Raw genomic sequence first — 18,329 nt, forward strand, 5'->3', positions numbered from 1 at the left:
CGACTGCCTCGCGGCCGGCCACCGGCCGGGCTCGCTGCCGGCCGACCCGGTCCCTCAACTGCGGTGTCGGCTCCGCTCGTTCATCCACAGACAATTTCCGGCACGTGTGGTCCAGATACTGCCATATCGCCCCGATGATGTTGGGTGGCCTGTTGCCCATGTCACAGGCTGGCGCACCGGCCTGTGACCTCTACGGGCGGCTCCCCAAGGGTCCCTATGGGGCGCTCACCACGGCACGGTCTCGTCCACCGAGCCGTCCATGCTGCCGCGGAAGCTTCCCGTCGGTCCGTCAGCACCCATGAGGGCGAGGCGTACGGGCACTTCGGCGCCCTCCTCGGGGGTGCGGGTCCCCCGGCTGAAGGGGGAGCCGGCATTGAGGTCGGTGGCGACCAGCCCGGGGTTGGCCACATTGACCCGGATGCCGGCCTCGCGCAAGGCGTTGGCATAGACGATGGTGATGGCGTTGAGCGCGGCCTTGGAGGAGCTGTAGGGCAGCAGATTGCGGGTGGAGATCGGGTTGTCGGCGTCGCTGAGCAGGGTGAGCGACCCGAGTGGGCTGGACATGTTCACCACTCGGCCCGCACCCGACTTGCGCAGCAGCGGGATGCAGGCCTGCGTCACGGCGACGGTGCCGAAGACGTTGACCTCGAAGGCCGTGCGCATGTGCTCCCTGGTGACCTCCGGCACCGTGACTCCCCATTCGACGACCACCCCGGCGTTGTTGACGAGGACGTCGAGCCGTCCGGATTCCGTCTCGATCTGCCGGGCGGCGGCATCGACCTGGCCCTGGTCGGTCACATCGAGCTGGAGGAAGCGGACGTCCAGTCCCTCATCCGTGAGCTCACGCGTCGTCTCGCGACCGCGCTGTTCGTCACGGGCACCGAGGTAGACGGTCATTCCCTCACGGGCCAGGCGCCGGGCGATGTGCTTGCCGATGCCCTTGTTGGCGCCGGTCACCAGCGCTACCTCGCCGTGGTGCTGTCCGTCGGTCATCGTGAAGCCTTCCGCAGTGGGTGGTCCCGGTCGGTTCTGGTGGTCAGCCTAGTAATTTCCGAGGCCCCCGCACACGTTCAGCGCCTGTGCCGTCACCGCGCCGGCCCGGTCGCTGATCAGGTACTCGACCATGGCCGCGACCTCGTCCGACTCCACGTAACGGTGGATCGGGACCCGGGTCGTGATCCGGTCGAACGCCTCGTCGGTGGACACGCCCCAGATCTCGGCGTAGTGCTCACGGACGCGCTCCGCCATGGGGGTCTCGACGAAGCCGGGGCACACCGCGTTCACCGTGATGCCCGTCGGCGCCAGCTCCAGCCCGAGGGCCTTGGTGAAGCCCACGACACCGTGCTTGGACGCCGAATAGGGGGCGGCGTGGACCACGCCCTGCTTTCCGCCCGTCGAGGCGATGTTGATGATGCGCCCCCAGTCCTTCTCCCGCAGCCCGCCGATGGTGAGCACGGCCTTGGTCATCAGGAACACGCTGTTCAGATTGGTGTTGATGACGTCGAACCACAGTTCGTCGGGGATCTCGGCGGTGGCGCCGCCACCACTGCGCCCGGCGTTGTTGACCAGGATGTCGACGGGGCCGAACCGGTCGACGGCCGCCTGGACGAACTGCCGCACCTGGTCGGGCGAGGAGACGTCACAGGGGCTTCCGTCCACGTCGAAGCCCCGGTCCTGGAGCGATTTGACGTTCTCGGCGAGGACGCCCTCTCCCCGCGCACACACATAGACCCGAAGACCCTGCTGAGCCAGCCGCTCGGTGATGACAAGGCCCATTCCGCTGGTGGCACCGGTGACGATCGCGACCGGCCTGCCGGTTCGTGCCATTTCCGTTCCTCCCACTCACGCCGCAGCACAGGCAATTGGGCGTCAGCGTGGCCGGGGCCACTCGAAGCTCGGTCGGACGAGCCTTGATCCGGCGCCGGGCCGCAGGCCCCGCGCCCCGGCCGGCCCGGCCGATCCGGCCGATCCTCGAGTCAATCGCGATCCGGCGCGGCCACGGTGACGGCAGTTGCTGCCGTCTTCCCGGAGGATCCCCATGACAGCGATCGACACCCGCACCGACGTCACCGCGCTCTACGCCGAGGTCCAGCACTTCTACGCCCGGCAGATGCAGCTGATGGACCGCCGTGACTTCGAGGCGTTCGCGGCCACCTTCACCGAGGACGGCGAGTTCAGCCACTCGCCGGGGCAGCTGGCCCGGACCCGGCCGGGCATCGTGACCGAGCTGCTGGAGTTCCACCGGCGGTTCGACGACGACCCCGTCGTCCGCAGGCACTGGTTCAACATGATCGTCCTCGATCCGCAGGAGGACGGATCGCTGCGCGCCACCTACTACGCCTATGTGATCAACACCAGGCCCGGCAGCGAGCCGCAGCAGGGCCCCGTCTGTGTGGTCACCGATGTGCTGGTGCGCGTCGACGGCGTGCTGTTGAACCGCTCCCGGCACGTCCGGCAGGACCGGCTTCTCCTGGAGCCGTGAGGGCCCTCGGATCAGCCCGCCCCGTCCGGCTCGCGCCGGGCGGGGTGTCTATCGCTCGGTACCGGCCGCGTACTGTGCGGCGTACGCCATGGTCGTCGCGCTGTTACGGCCGAGCGCCTCGCGGATGAACGTCCGCGCGTCAGCCAGGTCCCGGCCCGCGCCGAGCACCGCCTCCACCGCTTCCGGGTCGATCACGACCGTGTGCCGCGACGTCAGAATCGCGCCGGCCGTGCCCCCGGCCCCCTCCGTGAAGGTCCACAGTCCACTGTGGCCGAGGAGCAGCTTCGGCGGCACCAACTGCTTGTAGGCGATCCACTCCGGCGCCCGGCACACCCGCACCGACCGGGTGGTGTGGCGCGCCCCGTCCGCCGTCACCGTGTCCATCTCCAGGTCCTGGACGCCTGGAGCGGGCTCGCTGAACCGGACCCGGTCGACATGCGGCAGCCGGTCGGCCCACAGATCCGCCCGCGCCACGAACGCGTAGGCATCAGCGGCAGAACCGGACAGCTCGACGGTGTCGGTGAACGTGAGGACCATGTCCTCCGGGGCATGGCCGCACTCCGCGATGCGTCCCAGGGCGGCCAGTTCCTCGGGGCTGTTGCGGTCGAGCGCCGCGTTGACCCGCGCCACCGTTTCGGGGCTGTCGTCGACGGCCGAGAAGGAGTGCCTCAGCACCACCTCGGTGTGCCCGCCGGGCAGCTCGCGGAAGAGCCACTCCCCTCCCATCGAGGCGATCGGCGGTCGGCTCACCTCCTGCCTGAAGGTCACCCGCAGCCGGTCCGGGTCCAGCGTCCGCCGGGACACCCAGCTGCTGACCTCTCCGTTCACGGTCGCCCACAGCTCGAAGCGCTCCGCGCGCTCGGAGCGCTCCAGATGGCGGACATGGACGCTGGGGCCGAAGAGAGCCGGCCACACGGTCACGTCGGCCACCAGGCCGTAGAGCACCCGGGGCGGCGCCGCGACGACCCGGGTGTGCTCGGTGCGATGCTCATGGGTGGTTTCCATGGCCCCAAGCTGCTGCAACCGGCTCGAAGACCACTCGAGGCCGCGTAGGGGCAACCGGGACCGCGACCGGCCACGCGCACACACGGGTGCGGGCCCGGGTCGGCACACCCGGGCCCGCACGACGTCGAGGGTCGCTGACAGCGGTGAACGTCAGTGAGCGCTGATCGAGAGCGAGTGGCGGAAGACGTTCTTCGGGTCCCAGCGCGCCTTCGTCCGCTGCAGTCGGCGGTAGTTGTCGCCGAAGTAGAACGTGTGCCAGGGAACCCCCGACTTGTTGAACTTCGGGTTCGTGATGTCGAGGTCGGGCGCGTTGATGTTGCAGCCCTCGTAGCGGTCGCCGGGCACGGGGTAGCCGCCGGTCGACGCGAAGGTCTGGCCGTAGATGTCACGCACCCAGCCGAGGTGCTGGGCGTCCTCGGCCGCCTCGACCCAGAAGTTCTCGAACATCGCCACGAGCGCCGACCTGCGCTGGGGCAGGGCGGTGTCCCCGGGGGCGAGCGCGTTCATCCTGCCGCCGGCCATCGCGCCGAGCTGGATCATGGCCGTACCGGGGCTGGTGTTCGTGTAGTCCGGGCGCGTCATGTGGCGGTAGATGACCGCGCACTGCTCCTCGGTCAGCGACTGCCGCAGATACGCGTGCTTGACGGCGCCGCGCAGGGTCGCGTTGGTCATCACCGTGGGGTTGCTGGTGTCGATCGTCACGGTCGAGGCCATCCAGGGCAGCCGCCGGAACGGGAACGGCGTGATGCCGGTGTTGGCCGTGACCGCGCCGAGGTACTCCTCGAGCAGCTTCTCCGCGTTCGGCGCGGAGGCATCGACCTGGGTGAGCATGCCGATCCCGCCGCTCGACACATGCTGGACGAACAGCAGTCCGCACAGCGCCGAGGCCGGTGAGGCGGGGTCGCTGTTCTCCACGTACCACTGGCACTGGTTGCGCAGCAGACGGGTGAAGGTGGTCTCGTCCATCTGCTGCCAGGGCGCGAAGGCCGTGCTGATCAGCACCTCTCGGGGCGGCTGCGGGAGTTGCTGGGCCGGGCGGCTGCCCGTCGCCCCGCGGCTGCGGAACCAGAACTTCGTGATGACGCCGAAACTGCCGCCACCCCCTCCGGAACACGCCCACCAGAGATCCTTGAGGTCGCCGGTGTCCTCCCGCGAGGCGATCACCGTGCGGACCCTGTTCGGACGGTCGGCGACCACGATCTCCACGGCCTCGATGAGATCGCAGACGTTGCCGAACTGCCGCGACAGCAGGCCGTGGCCACCCCCGGTGGCATGGCCGCCGATACCGACCGCGGGGCAGACCCCACCGGGCAGGGTCACGCCCCAACCACGGAAAAGCGTTTCGTAGATGTGCCCGAGCTGCGCGCCGCTCTCGATGGCGAAGGCCTTGCGGCGCGGGTCGTAGGAGATGTCATTCATCATCGACAGGTCGACGATGACTTCGACGTCCTTGTTGTAGGTGAAGTCGGCGTACGAATGTCCACCACTGCGGATGGAGAGCCGCTTTCCGGTGCTGACCGCTTCCTGGACCGCCTTCGACACATGTTCGGATTTTCCGGCCATGCGTACGGACTCAGGCGCGGCGGACCATCGGCGATTGAATCCGGAAACAAGTTCCGGATAGCGACGGTCGTCCGGACCGATGGACACCGGACCGAATTCCGGTTCTTTCGCCGAAACGTCTTCTCGTTCGACCGGCATGGCGATACATCCCCCCGTAGTTCACTTTCCCCTGTGATCGGGCACGGGCGGCGCTCGCCGCCCCGAACCCCGTGTCGCGTGCGAACGGCACGCATCCTTCCATACGGCCAGAGGCTTTCCAAGCAGTCCCCACGAATAGTTCACCGCGTTCCACTTAGCGCGATCCGGGTCGTTCTCGAGCGTTATTGGATCCCGTCCGCGGACGATGAGCGGGCGGCCAAGCGGCGGCATGGAGAGGAGACAAGTCATGCGAAACATCGAACGGACGTTGTTCGCTGACGGGAAGGCAAGCGGAGTGACCCGTTTCGTCGACCTCAGTGTGGCCACCCGCGACACCGACAGTGAAGCCACGCCGGTGACGGTGGAGGTGCTCGGCCACGAGGCGGCGGCGGCCGTCCTCGGACTCGCGCCGGACGACTTCCCGGACGGGATGGCCATTTCCAATGAGACCGTCACGCTCACCACGCACACCGGCACCCATATGGACGCCCCCTTGCACTATGGCCCGTTCAGCGGCGGCCTTCCGGCGAAAAGCATCGACCAGGTGCCGCTCGACTGGTGCTTCGGCCCCGGAGTCCGCCTCGACCTGCGGGAGGTGCCCGCCGGCGACGGCATCACGGTCGACCATCTCCGCGGCGCCCTGGCCGCGGCACGGCACGAACTGCGCCCCGGCGACATCGTTCTGCTGTGGACCGGAGCCGACGCGCTCTGGGGATCGGCGAAGTACCTCACCGAATACGCCGGTCTGACCGGCGAGGGCACGGCCTTCCTCGTGGAGCGCGGGGTGCGGGTCATCGGTATCGACGCGTGGGGCCTGGACCGGCCGATGCGGTCGATGATCGAGGACTACCGCCGCACCGGAGACCGGGGATACCTGTGGCCGGCGCACATCTACGGCCGCACCCAGGAGTACCTCCAGTTGGAGAAGCTCGCCCATCTGGGCGACCTCCCCTCCGCGACGGGATTCACCGTCGCCTGCTTCCCCGTGTCGGTGGCCGGGGCGGGCGCCGGGTGGACGCGGGTCGTCGGCCTCGTCGGCTGACATGGACGGACCACGGCACGAGAGGGATGAAGGGCAGGGGGCCCCGGCCCGAAGCGGCCGGGGAACGCGCGGTGCCGGGCCCGACCGATTTCGGTCGGGCCCGGCACCCGTCGAACCGGCCCGGGCCGATCCCATCCGGCCCGGGCTGGTCCGGTCGAGCCCGGCTCGCGCCGGACGGCTGTCAGCTCCGGCCGTGCACGACACTGCCCCTGGACAGCAGCTCATGTTGCAGCAGCTGCAGTTCAGGGGCAGGTTCGACGCCCAGCTCAGCGTCGAGGATGCGCCAGAGAGTCCGATAGGCCTGCAGGGCCTCGGCCCGCCGCCCGCACTTGTCGAGCGCCTTGATCAGTTGTGCGTGCAGGCTTTCGTTGAGCGGGTTCTCGGCGACCAGCAGCCGTAGCTGCGGAATGATCTCCTGGTGCCGGCCGAGGCGCTGACTGGCCTCGATATGGAGATGAGTGGCGGAGAACCGGAGTTCGTTGATGTACGTGAGGTGCGCCTCGAGGACGCTCCCGGTCATCATGCCGACGAGGACAGGGCCCCTCCAGAGCGCCCGCGCCTCGTCGAGACAGCCCATGGCCTCCTCCGGCCGGTCGTCGTCCAGCAGCCGCCTCGCCCGCATGACGAGTCGCTCGAAGACCACGACGTCGATCGCGTCGTCGGGCACCTGGATGACATAGCCGGCAGGCCTGGTGACCAGCACATGCTCGCCGCCGGGCATGCCCGCGAAGATCTTCCGCGCGTGGTAGATGTACGTCTGGAGAGTGGTGAGCGCGCTGCGTGGCGCGTTCTCTCCCCATAGTTCTTCGATCAGAGTGTCCACACTGACCGTTTCGCCGTTCTGGACCAGCAGCAGGCCGATGAGCTGGCTGACCTTCGACCGGCTCAGGAAGAACGAACGGTCCTCGGTGACCACGATCTCGAATTGTCCGAGCAGCTTGAATTTCACCGTACTCCCCCGTAGTTGATCAGCGAACTCCGGCAAGAGAGTGATCCAGCATCGTTCGAAATTCATTCATTTCGAAAGTGGATCAACGACGTTGTCGGATCCGCCAAGCGCTACAACCCCCGTCGCCGAGACCCATTCACCCCCAAGTGGGTACGGCGATGCGCTTTTGGTGCCACTCGCAAGATATCCGACGGGAACCCGCCCCGCCACATGTTTATCTGTGCGCCGCATCACACTGATCAAATTGCTGGGGAACGGCGAATCCCGCTGCTCCAATTGATGGTTGAGTAACTGCCCGAAAAATTTACCCAAGCATTAAGGTCGGATTTTCATATTCACACCACCCGACGGGGTGGTTTCGATCCCCACGGGCTGATGTTGCCTCAGGGGTGATCTTGGCAGGCGGCAGCCGGGGAGCGCCACCCCTCCCTTCGAGCAGGTCCGACAGCCCGAAAGGTCAGTACACCTGCACCGGAATGATTGTCAGTCTGGGCCGCAGGACCTTTACTTGAGATCACAAAGGGGATGCACATGTCCGATCGTTCGGTGTCCGTCGTCATCGCGTACCACAGCGGCTACGGACATACGACCAGGATGGCCGAGGCGACGCGCGACGGCGCGGCATCGGTCAAGGGTGCCGTCGTCCAGCTGATCTCCGTCGAAGCGCTCACCGACGAGCAGTGGGCCGCGCTGGACTCAGCGGACGCGATCATCTTCGGTTCGCCCACCTATATGGGCTCGGCCAGCCCCGCGTTCCACACCTTCGCGCACGACTCCAGCGGTCGGTGGTACGCACAGGCATGGAAGGACAAGGTCGCCGCCGGCTTCACCACATCGGGATCGATGAGCGGCGACAAGGTGAACACGCTTCAGTACTTCACCGTCCTGGCCGCTCAGCACGGGATGCACTGGGTGAATCTCGACCTGCTGCCCGGGACGTCCGAGGACGAGCTCAACCGGCTCGGCGGCTGGTTGGGCGCCATGGGGCAGTGCGCGGGGGACGAGGGGCCGGAGTCCATGAAGAAGTCCGACCTGCTCACCGCGGCCCACCTCGGGGAGCGCGTCGCCCGGCACGCGCAACTGCTCCAGCTGGCCAGATCGGGGGCGTGACACCGCTACGGGGACGCGGAAGCCCCCGGGCACGGGGGCTCGGGGGCTTCCCTCTTCCACAGCGCCCCTGACGGGACCGGCGGCAGGCCGGTCCCGTCAGGGGGCCAGGTAGTGGCACAGCGCGTCGACCTGGTCGGTCACCATCCGCTGTGAGACGGCCGCGTGGGCGAGACCGATGGATGCGTGGAACGCTCCTTGGTAGTGCCTCAGTTCGGTCTTCACCCCCGCTTGGATCAGCCGGTGGGCGAAGGTGATGCCCTCGTCCCGCAGTGGGTCGAACTCGCACACGCCCACGAAGGCCGGCGGCAGCCCGGACAGGTCCTCGGCACGGGCGGGCGCGGCATAGTGCGTGGCGTTGCCGCCGCCGAGGTAGTGCTGCCAACTCACTGCCAGATTGGCCCGGTCGAGCATGGGCGTGTCCACGAAGTCCCGGGCCGAGAGGGTCTCGAGCCGGTCGTCCAGTTGGGGGAAGAGCAGATACAGACAGCGCAGCGGCGGTCCCTCGCGGTCCCGGGCGAGCAGGGCGATCCCCGTGGCCAGCCCGCCGCCGGCGCTGAAGCCGCCCACGCCGATCCGGTCGGTGTCGATCCGCAGCTCCGCGGCGCGGTCGACGGTCCACTCCAGAGCCGCGTAGCAGTCCTGGAGCCCCGCGGGGAAGGGGTGCTCCGGCGCGAGGCGGTAGTCCGGTGAGACCACCACCGCGCCCACCAGGTCGGCGATGCGGGTGGCGGCGGTCAGTGAGGTGTCCAGGTCGCCGGTGACGAAGCCGCCCCAGTGCGGGAAGACCAGGGCCGGCCGCGGACCGGGCCGGTCCATGGGCCGGTAGAGCCGTACGGTCATCTCCGGGCCGCCGGGCACGGGGATGCGCCGGTCCTCCACCCGCACCCGCGATATCGGCTCGTAGGCGGGCTGGCGGGCCATGACCTCCCGCATCGTGGCCCGGGCGGCCTGGGGCTCGGTGTAGTCGAGGGGTCTCATCCGGGGGACGAAGGGTTTCAGCTCGGGGTCGAAGTCATAGCTCACGGTCGTCCTCCGGAAACCCGCCGCCAGTTCAGGACGCGCCGCTCCTGCCGCCCGTCCGTGGTACGCGCCGCACCGGAGAGGATGAGCAGATCACCCTTGAGGGTGAGTCCACGGACCTGCCGGGTGCCGACCATATGACGGTGCGAGCTGACGGCGACCTCATGGACGATCTGCCGTTCGGACAACTGCCACGTGCCCGCGTAGCCCATGAAGCGGGTGACCGGGCCGGCGCCCGGGGACGGCTCCTGACCGGCGCGCATCATGCTCACCGTCATATGGCGGTCGGCGCTGTAGATCAGCACGCCCTCGGGCTCGGGGCCCAGCGGGCCCTCGCTGACGCCGCCGTCCTCGTCGACGCCGACGTAGGACTCCAGCTGCCAGGCTCCGATCAGGTCGGCCGGGGAGACCGCGTCGCTCGCTGTGTTCGTGTTCGTGTTCGTCATGCGGACCCGACGGGCTTGCTCGACACCGTGAACCTGCTCATCCGGAATCCCGCGCCCTGGCCGAACAGGCGGTTGGACGCGAGGCTCGCGTCGTCGAGGAACCGCTGCGGGGTGGGCTCGCCCGTCACCGGATCGTAGTAGTACTTCGGTGTGGTGGTCAGCCGTACGAGGCCGGAGCCGGCCCGGTCGGGCAGTCCTCCGTCGAGGAAGTTGAACAGGCCCATACCGCAGGCCAGCTGGCGTGGTGCCACCCGCTCCTCGATACCGCCGTGGTCGACCACCAGGTGATCGCGCGATGTCAGCCGATAGCCGATCCGGTCGAGCCGGAAGACCTCCCGGCCGTCCAGGAACCAGGTGACCACACCGCGGGAGCCGTTGTAGGAGATCTTGAGGTGGTGCTCGTCGTAGGGGGTACGGCGGGCGACCGGGACGGTGTGGAGGAAGGAGGCGTAGTCGCCCAGCTGCGCGCGGGCGTTCGGCAGCCGTTCGTAGTAGACGTAGACCGCCTCGTTGGTGAGGGAGAACTCGAAGGCGACGTCGGACTCCGGGTCTTGGAGAGCCAGACAGGCCGAGGCCAGCCTGGGGTCGGTGCCCGGGTCGGGCACGCCGGCTCCGAAGGGATGGGCCGCCACGCCGTACGCCGCGCCCGACATCCGGGCCTCACAGGTCAGTTCGTGTCCCGGGCCGGTGTCGAAACCGAGGACGCCGCCGGACGACTGCTTGTTCGCGTAGACCAGCCACTTCACGTGGTCGAGGGTGCCCGGCAGCCCGCTGGGGTCGCTCTGGCCCAGGGACATCGTGAACGCGGGCTCGCCGGTCGTCGGATTCGTCCCGGAGGCGACGACCCGCAGCCCCTGCCGGGACGTGCTGGCCACGCCGTCGTGGCCCACTTCCGTGCCGAACGGCAGGAACGTGTACCTCGCGTCGGGTCCCTCGGTGCTGAAGCCGCCCGAGAAGTCGTCGTCCCAGACCATGTGATGCGCTGTCATATTTTTCCTTTCCTGGAAATGCGAACCCGTTTTTGCCATGCGAACCGATTTTCAGGCTTTCCCCGACAGCAGGTCGTCGACCAGCGAGGTGGAATGCTCCGCGGCCCGGAACCGGGGATGGGAGAGCACCTCGGCGAGAAATGTCCGAGTCGTCTTGATACCCGGTCCGGACACCTCGAATTCATCGAGCGCGCGGTGCATTCGGGCGATTGCCTCGTCGCGTCGGGGGGCCCGAACGACGAGTTTGGCCAGCAGCGAGTCGTAGTGGGGCGGGATCACATCCCCTTGCCGGACATGGGTGTCGACCCGCACGAACGGTCCGCCCGGCAGCGCAAGGCGTGCGACGGGCCCCGGGGCGGGGACAAAGCCGACGGACGGGTCCTCGGCGTTGATACGGCATTCGATGGCCACGCCGCGAAGCACGATATCCGCCTGGGACCATTCCAGTTCGTTCCCGGCGGCGACCTTCAGCTGTTGCTGTACGAGGTCGATGCCGGTGACCATTTCCGTGACGGGGTGCTCGACCTGGATCCGGCAGTTCACCTCCATGAAGTAGTAGCTGCCGTCCGGGGCGAGAAGGAATTCGAAGGTGCCCACGCCGGCATAGCCGACGGCGAGCGCACCCTCGACGGCCGAGCGGCCCATGCGACGGCGGCGGGCCGGTCAGGGTGATGCCCCGGTCCAGGCACGCGTCGGCGAAGTCGGGGGACTCCGAGAGGAAGCCGTAACCGGGGTGGATCGCGTCCGCGCCGCTCTGCGCGGCCGCCTCCAGCACCGCCGCGGCGTTCAGATAGCTCTTCGCCGGGGCTGCCGGGCCGATCCGGATCGCCTCGTCGGCGAGATGGACGACGGCCGAGTCCCGGTCCGGGGTGGAGCAGACGGCGACCGAACGGACGCCGAGCTCCCGGCAGGCACGGGCCACCCGCACCGCGATCTCGCCCCGGTTCGCGATCAGCACCTTCTTGAACATCGCGCGTTCCCTTTCGGGCTTCATGTCAGGCGAGCCTGCCGTCGTTGATCTGCAGCAGCTCCGCCTCGACCGTGATCGCCGAGCCGAACTGCCGGAACCGGGCCCGCCTGCCCACCCGCAGCGCGGCCTCCCCGAGCCCGGCCAGCTCGTGCAGCTCGCTGCTCAGAGCGGCGCGGAGCCGCTCGGCCGCCGCCCACGGCGCGGCGCCCGTGCCCCCGTCCGGCTCGGGCAGCACCGCGTCCACCACGCCGAGGCGCAGGAGCTCCCGGGCGTTCAGCCGAAGGGCCCGGGCTGCGGTGGGCGCGGCCGAGGGGTCCTTCCAGATGATCGCGGCGCACCCCTCGGGGCTGATCACGGAATAGATGCTGTCGGAGTACATGAGCACCCGATTGGCCACGGCCAGCGCCAGCGCGCCGCCGCTGCCGCCCTCGCCGATGATCACGCTCACGACCGGCACGGACAGGGTGGACATCAGCCGGAGGTTCTCCGCGATGGCCACCGACTGGCCCTGTTCCTCCGCGTCGGCGCCCGGGTGGGCGCCGGGAGTGTCGATGAGGGTGACGATGGGCAGCCCGAGCTTGTCGGCGAGGCGCATCAGCCGGGCGGCCTTGCGATATCCGGCCGGCGAGGCCATGCCGTAATTGCGCCGGGCGAGTTCGGCGGCGGTGTGTCCCTTCTGGTGGGCGAGGACCATCACCGGTATCGCGTCGATCCAGGCGGTGCCGCCGATGAGGGCCGGGCATTCGCCGGACGCCCGGTCGCCGTGCAGCTCCTGGAAGTCGTCGAAGGCGAGCCCGAGGTAGTCGAGTGCCGTGGGGCGGTCGAGGGACCGGGCCCTGCCCACCTGCTCCCAGGGGTCGGCCTCCGGGAGCAGGTTCGGGTCGGTGACCACCGGTGCGGCCGGCCGTGCCGTGCTGGCGTACCGCCCGCAGACCTTGGACCCGCCGATCCGCAGCAGCTTGCCGAGCTCGGCGCGGAGCGCGGACCGCTCCACGATCATGTCGACGAATCCGCGCTCGAGGAGGAACTCCGCGGTCTGGAAGCCCTCCGGCAGCCGCTGATGGATGGTCTGCTCGATCACTCGCCGCCCGGCGAAGCCGAGGCGGGCGCGCGGCTCGGCGATGATGACGTCGCCCAGGGTGGCGAAGGAGGCCGCGACACCGCCGAAGGTGGGGTCCGTGATCACGGAGACCGACAGGATGCCGGCCTTGTCCAGCTCGCCGAGTGCCGCGCTGGTCTTGGCCATCTGCATCAGGGAGAGCACGCCCTCCTGCATCCGGGCGCCGCCGGAGGCGGTCACCATGATCAGCGGGACCCGCTCCTCCTGCGCGGTCTCGATGGCGAGCGTGATCAGCTCGCCGACCGCGGTGCCGAGGCTGCCGCCGAGGAACCGGAAGTCCATCACGGCGACGATCGCGGGATGGCCCTCGATGGTCGTCCTGACGCAGAGCACCGCCTCGCGCATCCCGGTGCGTTCCTGGGCGCGGGAGAGCCGGTCGGTGTAGGCGACGGTGTCCACGAAGTCGAGCGGATCGGAGTTGCTCACGGTGAAGGGCAGCGGTTCGAAGCGGCCGTCGTCGGCGAGCTGGGCCAGGCGTTGCCGGGCGGTCACCGGGAGGTGCAGGCCGCACTCGGGGCAGACGTGGAGGTTGCGGATCAGGCGCTTGCCGTAGACCGGCACCTGACAGCCGTGGCACAGCACCCACTCGACCTCGGCGGCCTCTTCGATCGTCTCAGTCATCCTTGGTCTCCTGATAACCGTCTGGTGCACGCGGGTGTCGAGGGCGGATCCCGGTCAGATCGTGATCACTTGGTGGGCGTAGGCGGTGGCGGCGGACTCGACCTGCAGCCCCTGGTGTCCGGCGATGGAGTTGGCGTCGCGCCAGAAGCGCTGGACGGGATTGCTCGTGGCCTGGCCGGTGGTGCCCACGCTGCGGAACAGCCGGTTGACGACGCCGACGAGGATGTCGGTGGCCATCGCGCAGTCCCGCCAGCTCCGCATGGTGTCCAACGGCGTGATGCCGGGGCCGGAGTCGGCCGTTGCCGCCGCGCGCTCGAGGAGCATTTCGGCGGCGTCGATCTCGGTGGCGCTGCGGGTCAGGATCACGTCGTAGGACGTGCGGTGGAATGTCGGCATCCCGGGCAGTGCGGGCTTGGGCTGCTGCGCGGCGGCCCGGATCTTCGGGGTGACATAGCCGGCCCAGGCCTTGAGGGCTCCCTTGGCGGCGCCCAGTGCGGGCGTCGCGAACATCATCGTGGTGGCCTGCATCGGTAGGGCGTGGCACGGCGCGTCCGAGTCGGGTGCCCGGCCGGTGAACAGGTCGTCCCGGCTGACCGTGCGGGCCGCGGGGACCATGACGTTCTCGACGATCACCGTATTGCTGCCGGTGGCGGCCATGCCCACGTTCTCCCAGGTGTCGACGGTCCGCCAGGCCGTACGCGGCACGGCGAACATCCTGGGCTCCGGCCGGCCGTCCCGGTCGGTCATCGCGGCCAGCAGGGCCCAGTCCGCGTGGTCGATCGCGCTGACGAACGGCCAGGTCCCGGTGAGGCGGTAGCCGCCGGGGACGGGCTCGGCCCTGCCGATCGGGGTCAGGGCCGCCACCAGGAAGGCGTCCGGGCCGTCGGCCCAGACCTCCCGGTACCCCTCGGCGGGCAGGTGCGCGGCCATCCGGGACACGTGCGCGGCCAGTGACGCGCACCAGGCGGTGGCGGTGCACCCCTCACCGACCGCGCTCACCGCCCGGTTCAGCTCCAGGAAGGTGCCGACGGTCCCGCCCTGGTCGGCCGGGACGAAGTGACGGGGGAAGCCCGCGGCGACGACGGACTTGACCACATCGGGATCGAGCCTGCGATTGGCCTCCGCGGCGGCCGCGCTCCGGGCCGCGGCCTCCGCGACCTCGCGCGCCGCGGACGACAGCGTGGTTGACGTCAGGTCCATCCTGATTCGCTCCTCGGCTCGGGTGCGTCGGCTCGTGGCACCCGGCCCCCGCGGGCCCGGCCGACCACTACGGCCCAAGTTCGTCGCCCCGGTTCGCAGATCGCTCGATCCTCGCTTGAGCCCGCGAGCGGCTCCCCCGTCGCGCCCCGGGGTTCGGAAAAGGTTTCCGGTGATCGATGGCGCCCGTACGACCGGGCTTCGAGCGACGCTCGAGTAACTCCCCGGACGCTGACGATCGTCTTCGTTGCGGCGCGCGTTCTCTTCCGCGCTGATGTCGCGCGCTTCTGGCGAAAGGGGCAACACCATGACCGGCTCAGCAGGTGCGACGGCAATAGGCGGTAGGCGATGACGCGTCGAGTGGTGATCACCGGAATCGGCGTGCGGACGCCGGGGGGAAACGGGGTCAAGGGGTTCTGGGAGCTGCTGACTTCCGGGGAGTCCGCCACCCGCCGCATCTCCCATTTCGATCCGTCGCCCTATCGCTCCCAGGTCGCCGCGGAGGCCGATTTCGACCCGGTGCACGAGGGGCTCTCCCCGCTGGAGATCCGCCGGATGGACCGTGCGTCGCAATTCGCCGTCACCTGTGCACGGGACGCGATCTCCGACAGCGGCCTGGAATTCGAGGATTTCGACCCGGGCCGGGTCGGGGTGAGTCTGGGCAGCGCGGTGGCCGCCGCGACCAGTCTCGAACAGGAATATCTCGTCCTGTCCGACAGCGGGCGGAACTGGCTGGTCGACCACACCAGTCTGTCGCCGCACATGTTCGACTACCTGGTGCCGAGCGTGATGGCGGCGGAGGTGGCCTGGACCGTCGCGGCGGAGGGACCGGTGGCCATGGTGTCCAACGGGTGCACCTCGGGCATCGACTCGGTGGGGCACGCCTGCCAGTTGATCCGTGAGGGCTCCGCGGACGTGATGCTGGCCGGCGCGTCGGACACCCCGGTCACGCCGATCGTCGTCGCCTGCTTCGACGCCATCAAAGCGACGAGCACCCGCAACGACGACCCCGAGCACGCCTCACGGCCCTTCGACGGATCGCGTAACGGATTCGTCCTCGCCGAGGGCGCCGCCATGTTCGTGCTCGAGGAATACGAGCACGCGAAGCGGCGGGACGCGCACATCTACGCGGAGATCTCGGGCTATGCCACGCGGTGCAACGCCTATCACATGACGGGGCTGAAGCCCGACGGCCGCGAAATGGCGGAAGCCATCCGGGTGGCGCTGGACGAGGCCCGGATCGACGGCACCGCAATCGACTACATCAACGCACACGGCTCCGGGACCAAGCAGAACGACCGCCACGAGACCGCCGCGTACAAGCGCAGCCTCGGCGGGCACGCCTATCGGGTACCCATCAGCTCCATCAAGTCGATGGTCGGGCATTCCCTCGGCGCGATCGGGTCGATCGAGATCGCCGCCTGCGCGCTGGCGATCGAGAACGGGGTCATTCCGCCGACGGCCAATCTGCGGCAGGCGGACCCGGAATGCGACCTGGACTACGTCCCGCTGACGGCCCGGGAGAAGCGGCTGCGCAGCGTGCTCACGGTCGGCAGTGGTTTCGGCGGATTCCAGAGCGCGATGATCCTGCGCGACGCCGGGGGTGCGGCGGCATGACGGAGAAGGTCTACGTCACCGGCATCGGTCTGCTCGCTCCCAACGGTGTGGGCCTCGAGCGGTACTGGGAGGCGGCCCTCGAAGGGCGCACGGGGATCGGCACCCTCACCCGCTTCGACGTCTCGGGCTATCCGATCCGGCTGGCCGGGCAGATCGACGACTTCGATGCCGCCGGTCACCTGCCCAGCAGGCTCCTGCCACAGACCGACGCCTCCACGCGGTTCGCCCTGGTGGCCGCGGACTGGGCACTGGCCGACGCCAAGATCGAGCAGGGCACCTTCGCCGACTACGAGATGGGCGTGGTGACCTCCAACGCCTCGGGCGGCTTCGAGTTCACCCACCGCGAGTTCAAGAAGCTCTGGTCGCAGGGGCCGGGGTCGGTCAGCGTCTATGAGTCCTTCGCCTGGTTCTATGCCGTGAACACCGGCCAGATCTCCATTCGCCATCAGCTGCGGGGGCCGAGCAGCGCGCTGGTCGCCGAACAGGCGGGCGGTCTGGACGCCCTCGGTCACGCGCGGCGGACGGTGCTGCGCGGCACGCCGATGGTGGTCACCGGTGGCGTCGACTCGGCACTGGATCCCTGGGGTTGGGTGGCGCAGATCTCCAGCGGGCGGCTGAGCCCGGCGACCGACCCGCACCGCGCCTATCTGCCCTTCGACGCCCAGGCCTGTGGCTATGTGCCGGGTGAGGGCGGTGCCATGCTCGTCCTCGAAGCCGCCGGGGCGGCCCGCTCCCGCGCCGCCCAGCACGTCTACGGCGAGATCGCCGGGTACGCCACCACCTTCGACCCGCCGGCGGGTTCGTCCCGGCCGCCCGGGCTGCGCAGGGCCGCGGAGCTGGCCCTCGCCGACGCCGGGCTCGCCCCGGCGGAGATCGACGTGGTGTTCGCCGACGCCTCCGGGGTGCGGGAACTGGACCGCGCCGAGGCGGCGGCGATCAGCGGGCTGTTCGGGCCGGGAGCCGTGCCCGTCACCGCGCCCAAGGCCCTGACCGGCCGGCTCTACTCCGGGGGCGGGCCGGTGGACGTGGCCGGCGCCCTGCTGGCCATCCGGGACGGCGTCATCCCGCCCTCCGGCGGCACGACCGACGTGCCGCCGGAGTACGGGATCGACCTGGTGCGCGGCGCGCCGCGACCGGGCCGGGTGCGCTCGGCGCTGGTGCTGGCCCGGGGCAAGTGGGGGTTCAACTCGGCGGTCGTCGTCCGGGCGGTGCCCGGCGAGCCCGCTTCCCCTCCCGCTTCCCCTCCCCCTGCCGCTTCCCCTTCCGTGAACACATCACCTTCGAGGAGTTGACCATGAGCAAGATGACCATCGACGACCTCCGTCGCGTGCTGATCGAATGCGCGGGCGAGACGGACGACGGCAGCCTCTCCGGCGATATCCAGGACCAGGACTTCGCGTCGCTCGGCTATGACTCGCTGGCGCTCATGGAGACCGCCGCGCGCATCACCGCGGAGTTCGGGGTGCAGATCCCGGACGAGCGGATCGCCGAGCTGCGCACGCCACGCGAGGTGCTCGACCTCGTCAACGACACGCTTGCCCAGCCGAGTTGACCGGGCGGTATCAGATGGCCGACGACTTCAAGGAAGTGATGGCCCGGTTTCCGACCGGGGTAGCCATCGCCACGACCTGTGACGAGGACGGCGATCCTCATGGGCTGACGGTCAGCTCGTTCTGCTCGGTTTCCCTGGAACCGCCGCTGGTGCTGATCTGTGTGGCCAAGTCCGCCAGGTGCTTTCCGGTGTTCGCGCGGACCGGCGAGTTCGCGGTCAGCATTCTGCGCGAGCGCCATGTGGAGCTGGCGCTGAGGTTCGCGAACAGCAGGGCCCGGAAGTTCGGTGACGGCGGATTCGTCCGGACCTCCCGAGGCGGCGTGGTCGTCGACAACGCGCTGGCGACGGTCGAATGCAAGGTGGACCGTCGGCACGACGCCGGTGACCACGTCATTCTCGTCGGCGAGGTCGTCGACCAACTGCTCTCCGACGCCGGAGGCCCCGCCGTCTATTTCAATCGGAAGTTCGCGGCGCTCGACTCGGCGCGATGAACCCGGAAGGTGGTTGT

17 protein-coding genes and 2 pseudogenes are annotated in these 18,329 nt (G+C 69.3%); 7 read left to right on the top strand and 12 right to left on the bottom strand.

From position 1 onward, the window contains the following. Positions 1-225 precede the first annotated feature (225 nt). On the bottom strand, positions 226-993 hold the full coding sequence (locus tag ACZ53N_RS18940; RefSeq protein ID WP_469141971.1) for an SDR family oxidoreductase: 768 nt from the start codon (positions 991-993) through the stop codon (positions 226-228). A gap of 48 nt (positions 994-1,041) precedes the next feature. Beyond that, positions 1,042-1,827: an SDR family NAD(P)-dependent oxidoreductase gene (locus tag ACZ53N_RS18945; RefSeq protein WP_469141972.1), complete on the bottom strand. Its 786-nt coding sequence runs from the start codon at positions 1,825-1,827 to the stop codon at positions 1,042-1,044. 211 nt (positions 1,828-2,038) lie between these two features. Here ACZ53N_RS18945 and ACZ53N_RS18950 point away from each other — a divergent pair, with 211 nt between their 5' ends. Then, on the top strand, positions 2,039-2,482 hold the full coding sequence (locus ACZ53N_RS18950; RefSeq protein ID WP_469141973.1) for a nuclear transport factor 2 family protein: 444 nt from the start codon (positions 2,039-2,041) through the stop codon (positions 2,480-2,482). A 48-nt stretch (positions 2,483-2,530) separates the two neighbouring features. Here the strand turns inward: ACZ53N_RS18950 and ACZ53N_RS18955 are convergent, their stop codons facing one another. After that, positions 2,531-3,487 (bottom strand): aromatase/cyclase, encoded by a 957-nt coding sequence (locus ACZ53N_RS18955; RefSeq protein ID WP_469141974.1) that lies wholly within the window; start codon positions 3,485-3,487, stop codon positions 2,531-2,533. Between the two features lie 150 nt (positions 3,488-3,637). Then, a complete protein-coding gene (locus ACZ53N_RS18960; RefSeq protein WP_469141975.1) occupies positions 3,638-5,188 on the bottom strand; it encodes an FAD-binding oxidoreductase in 1,551 nt (516 codons plus the stop codon). Between the two features lie 247 nt (positions 5,189-5,435). Between ACZ53N_RS18960 and ACZ53N_RS18965 the strand changes: the two genes are divergently transcribed. After that, a complete protein-coding gene (locus ACZ53N_RS18965) occupies positions 5,436-6,230 on the top strand; it encodes a cyclase family protein (protein WP_469141976.1) in 795 nt (264 codons plus the stop codon). 181 nt (positions 6,231-6,411) lie between these two features. On the opposite strand, the gene ACZ53N_RS18970 is transcribed toward ACZ53N_RS18965, so the two are convergent. Further along, the gene (locus tag ACZ53N_RS18970; RefSeq protein WP_469141977.1) at positions 6,412-7,179 is read right to left on the bottom strand and encodes an AfsR/SARP family transcriptional regulator; all 768 of its coding nucleotides are present in this window, start codon (positions 7,177-7,179) and stop codon (positions 6,412-6,414) included. Positions 7,180-7,710: 531 nt separating this feature from the next. Between ACZ53N_RS18970 and ACZ53N_RS18975 the strand changes: the two genes are divergently transcribed. Then, positions 7,711-8,289 (top strand): flavodoxin family protein, encoded by a 579-nt coding sequence (locus tag ACZ53N_RS18975; protein WP_469141978.1) that lies wholly within the window; start codon positions 7,711-7,713, stop codon positions 8,287-8,289. Positions 8,290-8,385: 96 nt separating this feature from the next. Here the strand turns inward: ACZ53N_RS18975 and ACZ53N_RS18980 are convergent, their stop codons facing one another. From ACZ53N_RS18980 to ACZ53N_RS19010, 7 genes and pseudogenes are all read right to left on the bottom strand, one after another. Next, a complete protein-coding gene (locus tag ACZ53N_RS18980) occupies positions 8,386-9,312 on the bottom strand; it encodes an alpha/beta hydrolase (protein ID WP_469141979.1) in 927 nt (308 codons plus the stop codon). Beyond that, a complete protein-coding gene (locus tag ACZ53N_RS18985; protein ID WP_469141980.1) occupies positions 9,309-9,755 on the bottom strand; it encodes a lipocalin-like domain-containing protein in 447 nt (148 codons plus the stop codon). Before ACZ53N_RS18985 ends, ACZ53N_RS18980 begins: the two co-directional genes overlap by 4 nt. Next, a complete protein-coding gene (locus ACZ53N_RS18990) occupies positions 9,752-10,744 on the bottom strand; it encodes a DUF6081 family protein (protein ID WP_469141981.1) in 993 nt (330 codons plus the stop codon). The genes ACZ53N_RS18985 and ACZ53N_RS18990 overlap by 4 nt, the downstream gene beginning before the upstream one ends. A gap of 51 nt (positions 10,745-10,795) precedes the next feature. Then, positions 10,796-11,086: pseudogene (locus tag ACZ53N_RS18995) on the bottom strand (acetyl-CoA carboxylase biotin carboxylase subunit); the annotation flags it as partial. Between the two features lie 18 nt (positions 11,087-11,104). After that, a pseudogene (locus ACZ53N_RS19000) lies at positions 11,105-11,714 on the bottom strand (biotin carboxylase N-terminal domain-containing protein); the annotation flags it as partial. 25 nt (positions 11,715-11,739) lie between these two features. Next, the gene (accD, locus tag ACZ53N_RS19005; protein WP_469141982.1) at positions 11,740-13,455 is read right to left on the bottom strand and encodes an acetyl-CoA carboxylase, carboxyltransferase subunit beta; all 1,716 of its coding nucleotides are present in this window, start codon (positions 13,453-13,455) and stop codon (positions 11,740-11,742) included. A gap of 54 nt (positions 13,456-13,509) precedes the next feature. Further along, positions 13,510-14,655 (bottom strand): acyl-CoA dehydrogenase family protein, encoded by a 1,146-nt coding sequence (locus tag ACZ53N_RS19010; protein ID WP_469141983.1) that lies wholly within the window; start codon positions 14,653-14,655, stop codon positions 13,510-13,512. 345 nt (positions 14,656-15,000) lie between these two features. Here ACZ53N_RS19010 and ACZ53N_RS19015 point away from each other — a divergent pair, with 345 nt between their 5' ends. The 4 genes from ACZ53N_RS19015 to ACZ53N_RS19030 are packed head-to-tail and all read left to right on the top strand — an operon-like array spanning position 15,001 to position 18,312. Further along, complete coding sequence (locus tag ACZ53N_RS19015; RefSeq protein WP_469141984.1) at positions 15,001-16,269, top strand: beta-ketoacyl-[acyl-carrier-protein] synthase family protein; 1,269 nt, start codon at positions 15,001-15,003, stop codon at positions 16,267-16,269. Beyond that, positions 16,266-17,561, top strand: coding sequence for a ketosynthase chain-length factor (locus ACZ53N_RS19020; protein ID WP_469141985.1), 1,296 nt, complete (start codon positions 16,266-16,268; stop codon positions 17,559-17,561). The genes ACZ53N_RS19015 and ACZ53N_RS19020 overlap by 4 nt, the downstream gene beginning before the upstream one ends. Before the next feature lie 2 nt (positions 17,562-17,563). Continuing rightward, positions 17,564-17,821 (top strand): acyl carrier protein, encoded by a 258-nt coding sequence (locus tag ACZ53N_RS19025; protein ID WP_466780731.1) that lies wholly within the window; start codon positions 17,564-17,566, stop codon positions 17,819-17,821. A gap of 14 nt (positions 17,822-17,835) precedes the next feature. After that, complete coding sequence (locus ACZ53N_RS19030; RefSeq protein ID WP_469141986.1) at positions 17,836-18,312, top strand: flavin reductase family protein; 477 nt, start codon at positions 17,836-17,838, stop codon at positions 18,310-18,312. The last annotated feature ends 17 nt before the right edge of the window (positions 18,313-18,329 follow it).

The organism is Streptomyces sp. NPDC033229 (assembly GCF_055576875.1).